At 49.3% G+C, this 12,472-nt stretch carries 12 protein-coding genes; 7 read left to right on the forward strand and 5 right to left on the reverse strand.

The window, feature by feature from the left end; genetic code table 11:
* Positions 1 to 37 precede the first annotated feature (37 nt).
* On the forward strand, positions 38 to 1,555 hold the full coding sequence (gene lysS / locus EAS44_RS22625) for a lysine--tRNA ligase (RefSeq protein WP_000003806.1): 1,518 nt from the start codon (positions 38 to 40) through the stop codon (positions 1,553 to 1,555).
* Between the two features lie 118 nt (positions 1,556 to 1,673).
* Here the strand turns inward: lysS and ghoT are convergent, their stop codons facing one another.
* From ghoT to yjdI, 4 genes are all read right to left on the reverse strand, one after another.
* Positions 1,674 to 1,847 (reverse strand): type V toxin-antitoxin system toxin GhoT, encoded by a 174-nt coding sequence (gene ghoT, locus EAS44_RS22630; RefSeq protein WP_001173343.1) that lies wholly within the window; start codon positions 1,845 to 1,847, stop codon positions 1,674 to 1,676.
* Between the two features lie 27 nt (positions 1,848 to 1,874).
* The gene (gene ghoS, locus EAS44_RS22635) at positions 1,875 to 2,171 is read right to left on the reverse strand and encodes a type V toxin-antitoxin system endoribonuclease antitoxin GhoS (protein ID WP_001312331.1); all 297 of its coding nucleotides are present in this window, start codon (positions 2,169 to 2,171) and stop codon (positions 1,875 to 1,877) included.
* Between the two features lie 227 nt (positions 2,172 to 2,398).
* The gene (yjdJ, locus tag EAS44_RS22640; protein ID WP_000405647.1) at positions 2,399 to 2,671 is read right to left on the reverse strand and encodes a GNAT family N-acetyltransferase; all 273 of its coding nucleotides are present in this window, start codon (positions 2,669 to 2,671) and stop codon (positions 2,399 to 2,401) included.
* An 11-nt stretch (positions 2,672 to 2,682) separates the two neighbouring features.
* A complete protein-coding gene (yjdI, locus tag EAS44_RS22645; protein ID WP_000373293.1) occupies positions 2,683 to 2,913 on the reverse strand; it encodes a 4Fe-4S mono-cluster protein YjdI in 231 nt (76 codons plus the stop codon).
* 180 nt (positions 2,914 to 3,093) lie between these two features.
* Here yjdI and dcuS point away from each other — a divergent pair, with 180 nt between their 5' ends.
* The 5 genes from dcuS (at position 3,094) to yjdF (ending at position 9,849) form a co-directional block, all read left to right on the forward strand.
* Positions 3,094 to 4,725 (forward strand): sensor histidine kinase, encoded by a 1,632-nt coding sequence (gene dcuS / locus EAS44_RS22650; RefSeq protein ID WP_001216482.1) that lies wholly within the window; start codon positions 3,094 to 3,096, stop codon positions 4,723 to 4,725.
* Positions 4,722 to 5,441, forward strand: coding sequence for a two-component system response regulator DcuR (dcuR, locus tag EAS44_RS22655; RefSeq protein WP_000611291.1), 720 nt, complete (start codon positions 4,722 to 4,724; stop codon positions 5,439 to 5,441). Before dcuS ends, dcuR begins: the two co-directional genes overlap by 4 nt.
* Positions 5,442 to 6,011: 570 nt before the next feature.
* Complete coding sequence (gene dcuB, locus EAS44_RS22660) at positions 6,012 to 7,352, forward strand: anaerobic C4-dicarboxylate transporter DcuB (protein ID WP_000899522.1); 1,341 nt, start codon at positions 6,012 to 6,014, stop codon at positions 7,350 to 7,352.
* A 77-nt stretch (positions 7,353 to 7,429) separates the two neighbouring features.
* Entirely contained in the window at positions 7,430 to 9,076 is a 1,647-nt protein-coding gene (fumB, locus tag EAS44_RS22665) for a class I fumarate hydratase (RefSeq protein WP_000066699.1), read from the forward strand.
* Positions 9,077 to 9,198: 122 nt separating this feature from the next.
* Positions 9,199 to 9,849, forward strand: coding sequence for a DUF2238 domain-containing protein (gene yjdF, locus EAS44_RS22670; RefSeq protein ID WP_000198739.1), 651 nt, complete (start codon positions 9,199 to 9,201; stop codon positions 9,847 to 9,849).
* On the opposite strand, the gene melA is transcribed toward yjdF, so the two are convergent.
* Positions 9,846 to 11,201: an alpha-galactosidase gene (gene melA, locus EAS44_RS22675; RefSeq protein ID WP_000986620.1), complete on the reverse strand. Its 1,356-nt coding sequence runs from the start codon at positions 11,199 to 11,201 to the stop codon at positions 9,846 to 9,848. The genes yjdF and melA overlap by 4 nt on opposite strands.
* 282 nt (positions 11,202 to 11,483) lie before the next feature.
* Between melA and melR the strand changes: the two genes are divergently transcribed.
* Complete coding sequence (melR, locus tag EAS44_RS22680; protein WP_001090766.1) at positions 11,484 to 12,392, forward strand: transcriptional regulator MelR; 909 nt, start codon at positions 11,484 to 11,486, stop codon at positions 12,390 to 12,392.
* The last annotated feature ends 80 nt before the right edge of the window (positions 12,393 to 12,472 follow it).

Raw genomic sequence — 12,472 nt, forward strand, 5'->3', positions numbered from 1 at the left:
CTACGCTAAATTGAAAGCTGGATTTAGAGGAACCAAAATGTCTGAACGAGAAACACGGGGAGCCAATGAGGCTATTGATTTTAACGATGAACTGAGAAATCGCCGCGAAAAACTGGCGGCACTACGTCAGCAAGGTGTGGCGTTTCCCAATGATTTTCGCCGCGACCATACCTCTGACCAGTTGCACGAAGAGTTTGATGCGAAGGATAACCAGGAACTGGAATCCTTAAACATTGAAGTCTCGGTTGCTGGCCGAATGATGACCCGTCGTATTATGGGGAAAGCCTCCTTTGTAACGTTGCAGGATGTCGGTGGCCGTATTCAACTGTACGTTGCAAGAGATAGCCTGCCAGAAGGTGTTTATAACGATCAGTTTAAAAAATGGGATCTGGGTGACATTATCGGTGCCCGCGGTACGCTGTTTAAGACGCAAACGGGTGAGCTTTCCATTCACTGTACTGAGCTGCGCCTGCTGACTAAAGCACTACGTCCTTTACCAGATAAATTCCATGGTCTGCAGGATCAGGAAGTCCGTTATCGTCAACGTTATCTGGACCTCATCGCTAACGATAAATCCCGTCAAACGTTTGTTGTCCGTTCAAAAATTCTGGCCGCTATCCGTCAGTTCATGGTCGCGCGCGGCTTTATGGAAGTAGAAACCCCGATGATGCAGGTAATTCCAGGTGGGGCATCTGCTCGCCCGTTTATTACCCATCATAACGCTCTGGATTTAGATATGTACCTGCGTATCGCGCCGGAGCTGTATCTGAAACGTCTGGTTGTAGGCGGTTTTGAACGGGTATTCGAAATCAACCGTAACTTCCGTAATGAAGGTATTTCTGTTCGCCATAATCCTGAGTTCACAATGATGGAACTCTACATGGCATATGCGGATTACCACGATTTGATTGAACTGACGGAGTCACTGTTCCGCACCCTGGCACAAGAGGTACTGGGTACCACTAAAGTCACTTATGGCGAGCATGTGTTTGATTTCGGCAAACCGTTTGAAAAACTCACCATGCGCGAAGCAATCAAAAAATATCGTCCAGAAACCGATATGGCGGATCTGGATAATTTTGATGCTGCTAAAGCATTAGCTGAATCTATCGGTATTACGGTAGAGAAAAGCTGGGGACTGGGACGTATTGTTACGGAGATCTTTGATGAAGTGGCAGAAGCACATCTGATTCAGCCAACCTTTATTACGGAATATCCGGCAGAAGTGTCCCCGCTGGCGCGCCGTAATGATGTTAACCCGGAAATCACCGACCGTTTTGAATTCTTCATCGGTGGTCGTGAAATCGGTAATGGTTTTAGCGAATTAAACGACGCAGAAGATCAGGCTGAACGTTTCCAGGAACAGGTTAACGCTAAAGCTGCAGGTGACGACGAAGCCATGTTCTATGACGAAGATTACGTGACTGCGCTGGAATATGGTCTGCCGCCAACCGCTGGTCTGGGTATTGGTATCGACCGAATGATTATGCTGTTTACAAACAGTCATACTATTCGCGACGTTATTCTCTTCCCGGCGATGCGCCCACAGAAATAAATTTCACTTTAATGAACGAAGCAGTCAGGCGACTGCTTCGTTCGTCATTCCGCAAATCCAGTTTTGAGGAGAGACGCTTCGTTTCAAGATAACCAGCGGGTCCACTCAACTACAGCTCCTAAAAGAGAGAAAAAAGTAATGCCACAGGAAGACTCATTGGCCAGGTTATTCCGACCAGAAATGCACTAAGTAAACGAATATGTGTTTTCTCATGTGAGATAAACCAGATAATGACAAAGGATATGTTCACACCAATCACATAAAAAATTAATATTTTAGAGAATAGTGCCATTTTTTATGTTCTTCTTATCCTTCCTGGCTACTTGTAAAACTGACGGAAATAGTCATCAACTGTCATAATGCTGAGGTCAAAATCAATATCCGGTAAGTCTAAGCATTTGAGCCTGATTAAATCTTCGATTTCACTTGCGGCTAACGATGTCGTTATTGCGAAGGAGTTTTCATTCAATTGTCGTGGTATCCCATATTCATCAGCCACGATAGAGGAGAAATTCATATCATACATCAATGATCTTAACCTTAAGAACACTGAGGAATAAGATGATGGATAATCAAAAGAAACAACATAAGTATTGAACTTGTTTTTACCTTCCATAATATGACTCCTATCAATATTGAACGCTCTGGGGACGCAAAACTTATTAACCCCGAATGATGATTCTCATATAGGAGATATTCTTTTTTTTTGCTCAGTAAAGGGGATGACTTGGGACAAAAAAACGCTCTCTCTGACCATTCTTTGTGCATCCCCCTACCCTTCAGATGCTCTCCTGCATCACACCGCGGAGAGCATGAAAAATATCGTGACTCTGTACTCTCCCATCAACTGCGAATATCATCATACTCCCGTGTTTTATCAAATTCGTGTTTCGCAAATGGGCATAGTGGGATAATTTTTCGTTTTTCCCGACGCATTTTTTCCACGACTTTCGCAACCAGCTGTTTACCAATCCCTTGCCCTTTCAGGCTTTCATCGACATCGGTATGTTCGATAATCGCTAAATTCTCTCCGGTCGGCACAAAGACAATTTCAGCGATTTGCTTGCCTTGTTCGTCATTAATGTAAAATTTATTGTGGCCTTCGCGTATTTCCATTTTACCCTCGCTTATTTATGACGGTATTTCAGCGCGCCACTCGGGCACGTATCAATCACTTTAACCACAGTGGCAACGTCGACTTCATCCGGCATGATCCACGGCTTTCGTTTGAGATTAAATAACTTGCCGTTGCCACGTACGCAATTGCCAGAATGCTGACATATCGCAGTGTTAAAATAGACATCGATATTTTCGCCGGTATAACAGCGATAACCCCCGTCCAGTAGCGCCCGATCCATGACCTTCCCTCTCTCATCAGTATGATTATCGCTATAAGCATAGCCCCGGAATCTTCATACAGCACTGGCAGTTTCCGTTGCCAGAGTCTCTTCCCCTATATAGCCAATCATTCTTACTCCCTTTGAATTACCCGCCTCATCAGAGATAATGCTTAAGAAATTTGTCACACAAGGAAGCTGATGAGACATTCATTGCCCTACCGTATGTTACGCAAACGTCCGATGAAATTGAGTACCACTGTGATCTTAATGGTCAGCGCGGTACTGTTCTCGGTGCTATTGGTGGTGCATCTGATTTACTTCTCGCAAATCAGTGATATGACGCGAGACGGGCTAGCTAACAAGGCACTGGCAGTAGCGCGTACCCTCGCCGACTCGCCGGAAATCCGTCAGGGCTTGCAGAAAAAACCGCAGGAGAGTGGAATCCAGGCCATCGCGGAAGCCGTGCGCAAACGCAACGATCTGCTGTTTATTGTCGTTACCGATATGCAAAGCCTTCGCTACTCGCATCCTGAAGCCCAGCGTATTGGTCAGCCATTTAAAGGTGATGACATCCTTAAAGCGCTGAATGGCGAAGAAAATGTCGCTATCAATCGCGGTTTTCTGGCGCAGGCTTTACGCGTATTTACCCCCATCTACGATGAAAATCATAAACAAATTGGCGTGGTGGCGATCGGCCTTGAGTTAAGCCGCGTGACCCAACAGATCAATGACAGTCGCTGGAGCATTATCTGGTCGGTACTATTTGGCATGCTGGTCGGACTGATCGGCACATGCATTCTGGTTAACGTACTGAAAAAAATCCTTTTCGGCCTGGAACCCTACGAAATCTCCACACTGTTTGAGCAACGCCAGGCCATGTTGCAGTCCATCAAAGAAGGCGTCGTTGCCGTGGACGATCGCGGCGAGGTCACGCTGATCAACGATGCCGCACAAGAATTGCTGAATTACCGTAAGTCGCAGGACGATGAGAAACTGTCGACGCTAAGCCACTCGTGGTCACAGGTGGTAGATGTCTCGGAAGTGTTACGCGACGGAACCCCACGCCGCGACGAAGAGATTACGATTAAGGACCGACTATTACTGATCAACACCGTTCCGGTGCGCAGTAATGGCGTTATCATCGGTGCCATTTCAACCTTCAGGGACAAAACTGAAGTACGTAAACTGATGCAGCGACTCGACGGTCTGGTCAACTATGCTGACGCACTTCGTGAACGATCCCACGAATTTATGAATAAATTGCATGTGATTCTCGGATTATTGCATCTGAAGAGTTATAAGCAGTTGGAAGATTACATTCTCAAAACAGCCAATAACTATCAGGAAGAGATTGGCTCTCTGCTGGGTAAGATCAAATCTCCGGTTATCGCTGGTTTTTTAATCAGCAAGATTAACCGCGCGACCGATTTAGGCCATACGCTGATTTTAAACAGTGAAAGCCAGCTGCCAGACAGCGGTAGTGAGGATCAGGTCGCGACGCTGATTACCACGTTGGGAAATCTGATAGAAAACGCGCTGGAGGCATTAGGACCGGAACCCGGTGGCGAAATTAGCGTAACATTGCACTACCGTCACGGCTGGCTGCACTGCGAAGTTAACGATGATGGACCGGGGATCGCACCCGACAAAATCGATCACATTTTTGACAAAGGTGTCTCGACAAAAGGAAGCGAGCGAGGCGTCGGTTTAGCACTTGTCAAACAACAGGTAGAAAATCTCGGCGGCAGCATCGCCGTGGAATCGGAACCCGGGATTTTCACACAATTTTTTGTCCAGATACCCTGGGACGGGGAGAGGTCGAACAGATGATCAATGTATTAATTATCGATGACGACGCAATGGTCGCGGAGCTGAATCGCCGATACGTGGCACAAATCCCGGGCTTTCAATGCTGTGGAACGGCTTCGACGCTGGAGAAAGCCAAAGAGATTATCTTCAATAGCGATACGCCTATCGACCTGATATTGCTAGATATCTATATGCAAAAAGAGAACGGGCTCGATTTACTGCCTGTCCTGCATAACGCGCGTTGCAAAAGTGATGTGATTGTCATCTCCTCCGCTGCCGATGCAGTAACCATTAAAGATTCGCTGCATTACGGTGTTGTGGATTACCTGATCAAACCCTTCCAGGCTTCCCGCTTTGAAGAGGCGCTCACCGGCTGGCGGCAAAAGAAAATGGCGCTGGAAAAACATCAGTATTATGACCAGGCCGAGCTTGATCAGCTAATCCACGGCAGCAGCTCCAACGAGCAGGATCCTCGTCGCTTGCCAAAAGGCTTAACGCCGCAGACGTTACGCACGCTGTGCCAGTGGATTGACGCGCATCAGGACTATGAGTTTTCAACCGACGAGCTGGCTAACGAGGTTAACATCTCGCGTGTTTCCTGCCGTAAATACCTTATCTGGCTGGTCAACTGCCACATATTGTTCACCAGTATCCATTATGGCGTCACGGGGCGTCCGGTTTACCGTTACCGTATTCAGGCAGAACACTACTCACTACTGAAACAATATTGCCAATAACGGATCGCTGGTTATCTGTAAGTAATAATTATTACCGTAATGCAAAATCCCCCTGGCACAAGTTACATCGTTCATCAGTAAAACTTGTGCCAGATCAAATATAATTATCCCTCCATCATCGCTAAAAATTAATATCTCTTCAGATGAACGGTGTTTTTAATTTCAAAACGCTAACAAAAGTTAATTAACTATTATGTCACCCACATTATGTGTATTTTTACCCACAAATGGGTAGATCAGATTAATCTATAAACCTAATGATACCTGCCCTGAGAACAAAAAACAGACCGATAAATATCAATAAGATAACAGCAAACAAAACATTAACATCTGCGCTGTACAAACTATAAACCCATCGCCAGAGAGTCTTTCTCTCTGAAAAAGCCGCTTATCACAGTGCATAAATTTGCCGCTGCTTTAATCAGCCAATATTCACTGTGAGGTATTTGCTCAAGCCGGTAACGACCAAACGGATATTTAGTCAGGCTCTGAAAACAGTTCATACAAAACAGAACGTGACTGTGATCTATTCAGCAAAAATTTAAATAGGATTATCGCGAGGGTTCACACATGTTATTTACTATCCAACTTATCATAATACTGATATGTCTGTTTTATGGTGCCAGAAAGGGGGGTATCGCGCTGGGTTTATTAGGCGGTATCGGTCTGGTCATTCTGGTCTTCGTCTTCCACCTTCAGCCAGGTAAACCACCGGTTGATGTCATGCTGGTTATCATTGCGGTGGTGGCGGCATCGGCGACCTTGCAAGCTTCGGGCGGTCTTGATGTCATGCTGCAAATTGCCGAGAAGCTGCTGCGTCGCAACCCGAAATATGTCTCAATTGTCGCGCCGTTTGTGACCTGTACGCTGACCATTCTTTGCGGTACGGGTCATGTGGTTTACACCATTCTGCCGATCATCTACGACGTTGCTATTAAGAACAACATCCGTCCGGAACGTCCGATGGCGGCAAGTTCTATCGGTGCACAGATGGGGATTATCGCCAGTCCGGTGTCGGTTGCGGTCGTATCTTTGGTTGCGATGCTGGGTAATGTCACCTTTGATGGTCGCCATCTTGAGTTCCTCGACCTGCTGGCAATCACCATTCCATCGACGTTAATCGGTATCCTGGCGATCGGTATCTTCAGCTGGTTCCGCGGTAAAGATCTGGATAAAGACGAAGAGTTCCAAAAATTCATCTCCGTACCGGAAAACCGTGAGTATGTTTACGGTGATACCGCGACGCTGCTGGATAAAAAACTGCCGAAAAGCAACTGGCTGGCAATGTGGATCTTCCTCGGGGCAATCGCTGTAGTCGCCCTTCTTGGTGCTGATTCGGACCTGCGTCCATCCTTCGGCGGCAAACCGCTGTCGATGGTACTGGTTATTCAGATGTTTATGCTGCTGACCGGGGCGCTGATTATTATCCTGACCAAAACCAATCCCGCGTCTATCTCAAAAAACGAAGTCTTCCGTTCCGGTATGATCGCCATCGTGGCGGTGTACGGTATCGCATGGATGGCTGAAACCATGTTCGGTGCGCATATGTCTGAAATTCAGGGCGTACTGGGTGAAATGGTGAAAGAGTATCCGTGGGCCTATGCCATTGTTCTGCTGCTGGTTTCCAAGTTTGTAAACTCTCAGGCTGCGGCGCTGGCGGCGATTGTTCCGGTCGCGCTGGCGATCGGCGTTGATCCGGCATACATCGTGGCTTCAGCACCGGCTTGCTACGGTTATTACATCCTGCCGACTTATCCGAGCGATCTGGCAGCGATTCAGTTTGACCGTTCCGGCACCACCCACATCGGTCGCTTCGTCATCAACCACAGCTTTATTCTGCCGGGGTTGATTGGTGTGAGCGTATCGTGCGTCTTCGGCTGGATCTTCGCCGCGATGTACGGGTTCTTATAAATGCACTTTGCGTGCCGCCCGTGACTACGCGGCACGCCATTTTCGAATAACAAATACAGAGTTACAGGCTGGAAGCTATGTCAAACAAACCCTTTATCTACCAGGCACCTTTCCCGATGGGGAAAGACAATACCGAATACTATCTACTCACTTCTGATTACGTTAGCGTTGCCGACTTCGACGGCGAAACCATCCTGAAAGTGGAACCAGAAGCCCTGACCCTGCTGGCGCAGCAAGCCTTTCACGACGCTTCTTTCATGCTCCGCCCGGCACACCAGAAACAGGTTGCGGCTATTCTTCACGATCCAGAAGCCAGCGAAAACGACAAGTACGTGGCGCTGCAATTCTTAAGAAACTCCGAAATCGCCGCTAAAGGCGTGCTGCCGACCTGCCAGGATACCGGCACCGCGATCATCGTCGGTAAAAAAGGTCAGCGCGTGTGGACCGGTGGCGGTGATGAAGAAGCGCTGTCGAAAGGCGTCTATAACACCTATATCGAAGATAACCTGCGCTATTCACAGAACGCGCCGCTGGACATGTATAAAGAGGTCAACACCGGCACGAACCTGCCTGCGCAAATCGACCTGTACGCGGTAGATGGCGATGAGTACAAATTCCTCTGTGTCGCTAAAGGCGGCGGCTCTGCCAACAAAACGTATCTCTACCAGGAAACCAAAGCCCTGCTGACGCCCGGCAAACTGAAAAACTTCCTCGTCGAGAAAATGCGTACCCTCGGTACTGCAGCCTGCCCGCCGTACCATATCGCGTTTGTGATTGGCGGTACGTCTGCGGAAACCAACCTGAAAACCGTCAAGTTAGCAAGCGCTCACTATTACGATGAACTGCCGACGGAAGGGAACGAACATGGTCAGGCGTTCCGCGATATCCAGCTGGAACAGGAACTGCTGGAAGAGGCCCAGAAACTCGGTCTTGGCGCGCAGTTTGGCGGTAAATACTTCGCGCACGACATCCGCGTTATCCGTCTGCCACGTCACGGCGCATCCTGCCCGGTAGGCATGGGAGTCTCCTGCTCCGCTGACCGTAACATTAAAGCGAAAATCAACCGCGAAGGTATCTGGATCGAAAAACTGGAACACAATCCAGGCCAGTACATTCCAGAAGAACTGCGTCAGGCAGGTGAAGGCGAAGCAGTGAAAGTCGACCTTAACCGCCCGATGAAAGAGATCCTTGCCCAGCTTTCGCAATACCCGGTATCCACCCGCTTGTCGCTCACCGGCACCATTATCGTGGGTCGCGATATTGCACACGCCAAGCTGAAAGAGCTGATTGACGCCGGTAAAGAACTGCCGCAGTACATCAAAGATCACCCGATCTACTACGCGGGTCCGGCGAAAACGCCTGCCGGTTATCCATCAGGTTCACTTGGCCCAACCACCGCAGGTCGTATGGACTCCTACGTGGATCTGCTGCAATCCCACGGCGGCAGCATGATCATGCTGGCGAAAGGTAACCGCAGCCAGCAGGTTACCGACGCGTGCCATAAACACGGCGGCTTCTACCTCGGTAGCATCGGCGGTCCGGCGGCGGTACTGGCGCAGCAGAGCATCAAGCATCTGGAATGCGTCGCTTATCCGGAGCTGGGTATGGAAGCTATCTGGAAAATCGAAGTAGAAGATTTCCCGGCGTTTATCCTGGTCGATGACAAAGGTAACGACTTCTTCCAGCAGATCGTCAACAAACAGTGCGCGAACTGCACTAAGTAACCTCTTCGGCCCAGCGCCTGGCAGCATGCTGCCAGGTGATCCCCCTGGGCCACCTCTTTTGCGATTGTAATTTCACGCTTACTGGTCAATAGTCAGTATTTTCCCTGACTTGCGAACTCACCATGACCCGCACACTCAAGCCGTTAATTCTTAACACCGGCGCACTGGCGCTAACGTTAATCCTGATTTATACCGGCATTTCGGCCCATGACAAACTCACCTGGCTGATGGAAGTGACACCGGTGATTATTGTCGTGCCGCTACTGCTTGCCACCGCTAAACGTTACCCGTTAACGCCGCTGCTCTATACGCTCATTTTCTTTCACGCCATCATCCTGATGGTCGGCGGGCAATACACCTACGCGAAAGTCCCCGTTGGTTTTGAGGTGCAGGAATGGCTGGGGTTGAGCCGTAATCCGTATGATAAACTGGGGCATTTTTTCCAGGGGCTGGTGCCTGCACTGGTGGCACGAGAGATCCTCGTGCGCGGGATGTACGTTCGCGGGCGTAAAATGGTGGCGTTTCTGGTCTGTTGTGTCGCGCTGGCGATAAGCGCGATGTATGAGTTAATCGAGTGGTGGGCAGCGCTGGCAATGGGCCAGGGCGCAGATGATTTTCTCGGTACTCAAGGCGACCCGTGGGATACGCAATCCGATATGTTCTGCGCACTACTGGGCGCATTAACGACGGTGATATTCCTCGCCCGCTTTCATTGCCGCCAGCTACGGCGCTTTGGCTTAATCACCAGAGCGCCGGAAGCGATTACCCCTTAACGGTGCAACCAGCCTGGCAGCCAGTCGCCGTGGGCGGCAATCAGGTCGTCAACAAGAGCATATATTTCGTCAATGCCCAGCACGGCGGCAGTATGCGGGTCCATCATCGCGGCGTGGTAAACACGGTCGCGATTTTCCGTAAGAATAGCTTCTGTCAGCAGCGTCTGTACGTTGATGTTGGTTTGCATCAGGGCGGCCAGATGCGAAGGTAGCGTACCGGCTTTGGTCGGCTGAATGCCATTAGCATCAACCAGACAGGCCACTTCCACGCAACATCCTTGTGGCAGGTTATCAATCAAGCCATCGTTACGGACATTGCCATAAATCACACTCGGCTCGCCAGTCCAGATAGCGTTCATGATTGTGCTGGCATATTCCCGTGACGGTTTAATATCAATCCGGGAGGCGTTTTTATACTCCTCCAGCTCTTTATGCCAGTTCGCCAGCTGCTCGACGCAGCGTTTCGGGTACTCATCCAGCGGTACTTTATAACGCTCAATCAAATCCTCACGACCTGGCTTAATAAACCACGGTGTGTACTCAGCAAAATGTTCTGACGATTCTGTGACGAAGTAGCCCAGCTTTTTGAACATTTCGTAACGCACAATATTCTGGCAGCGAGTATTACCATGAATATTTGGCTTCGGTGCCTGCCCTGCTTCATAAGCCGCCAGCAGTTCCGGGTAGAGATTCACGTAACTGCCGTCGGCGGTTTTGCGCTCCAGTTCCAGGTAAAACGCCATATGGTTGATACCTGCGCAACGGTAACGCAGCGTAGCCGGGTCGATATTGAGGTCACGCGCCAGCTCTTCCGCCGTTCCCTGCACCGAATGGCACAGCCCTACCTGCTTGATATGCGGATAGCGGGCATACATCGCCCAGGTATTCATCGCCATTGGATTAACGTAGTTGAGCATGGTGGCATCGGGGCAGACTTCCGTCATGTCCTCGCAAATCTGCCACAGGTGCGGAATGGTACGTAGCGCACGCATAATGCCGCCCGGCCCCAGCGTATCGGCAATGGTTTGTTCCAGACCATGCCGCTTACAGACCTCGAAATCAGTCACCGTGCAAGGTTCATAACCGCCAATCTGAAATGCCACCACCACAAAATCAGCATCCTGTAAGGCTTCTTTCTGTTGGGTGTGGCAGGTGATTTTGCCGCTGGCCCCTGCTGAATCCATCAGCTTACGCACCACAATGTGCGACTCTTCCAGGCGGGTGGGATCGATATCCATCAGGGCAATATGCGCCGTTTTCAGCGCCTCTCGATGGAACACATCACCAAGAATATTTTTAACGAAAATCGTCGAACCAGCGCCGATAAATGTAATTTTGGGTGCAGACATCATGCAGATCTCCTGGCTTGCTTGAATAACTTCATCATGGCAGGCGATATCGCAGAAAACCTCCGGTTTCCCGGTTGAGCATTCCCGAAAACTCAGATCCTAAGTGGCACATCAATAGATCTGAGTTTATGGGAATAAATTACCTGAAAAGCTGAATAATCGACCCAAATCTTCTCATCCGCTCTCCTCGCACCTCCAGGGAGAGGAATAAAACCGTGCGCCTGTTCGCAGTCATCCTCCCTCACTCCTGCCATAATTCTGATATTCCAGGAAAGAGAGTCATCCATGAATACAGATACGTTTATGTGCAGCAGCGACGAAAAGCAGACCCGTAGCCCACTGTCGCTGTATTCAGAATACCAGCGGATGGAAATTGAGTTTCGCGCACCGCATATCATGCCCACCAGCCACTGGCATGGTCAGGTCGAAGTGAATGTGCCTTTCGATGGCGATGTGGAATACCTGATCAACAATGAAAAAGTGAATATCAATCAGGGTCATATCACGCTGTTCTGGGCCTGTACACCGCACCAACTAACAGATACCGGAACCTGTCAGAGCATGGCGATTTTTAATCTGCCGATGCATCTGTTTCTCTCCTGGCCGCTGGATAAAGACCTGATTAACCACGTCACTCACGGCATGGTGATCAAATCACTGGCGACACAGCAACTTAGCCCGTTTGAAGTGCGCCGCTGGCAGCAGGAATTAAACAGTCAGAACGAGCAAATTCGCCAGCTCGCCATTGATGAAATTGGCCTGATGCTCAAGCGATTTAGCCTCTCTGGCTGGGAACCGATTCTGGTCAATAAAACCTCGCGCACACACAAAAACAGCGTCTCGCGCCATGCGCAATTTTATGTCAGCCAGATGCTGGGCTTTATTGCCGAAAACTATGATCAGGCGCTGACCATCAACGATGTGGCTGAGCACGTCAAACTTAACGCCAACTATGCAATGGGGATATTCCAGCGGGTCATGCAATTGACGATGAAACAGTACATTACCGCGATGCGCATCAACCACGTTCGCGCGTTACTGAGCGATACCGATAAAAGTATTCTCGATATTGCCCTGACGGCAGGCTTTCGTTCGAGTAGCCGTTTTTACAGCACGTTCGGCAAATATGTCGGCATGTCGCCGCAACAATACCGCAAACTTAGCCAACAGCGCCGCCAGACGTTTCCCGGCTAAAGACGATATCAGTATCAGCCAAAAAAATAGTTTAGCCGTCGATAATAAGCAGTGAAAATAATTTAAAATAATCACATAAC

Source organism: Escherichia coli DSM 30083 = JCM 1649 = ATCC 11775 (assembly GCF_003697165.2).
Taxonomy (GTDB): domain Bacteria; phylum Pseudomonadota; class Gammaproteobacteria; order Enterobacterales; family Enterobacteriaceae; genus Escherichia; species Escherichia coli.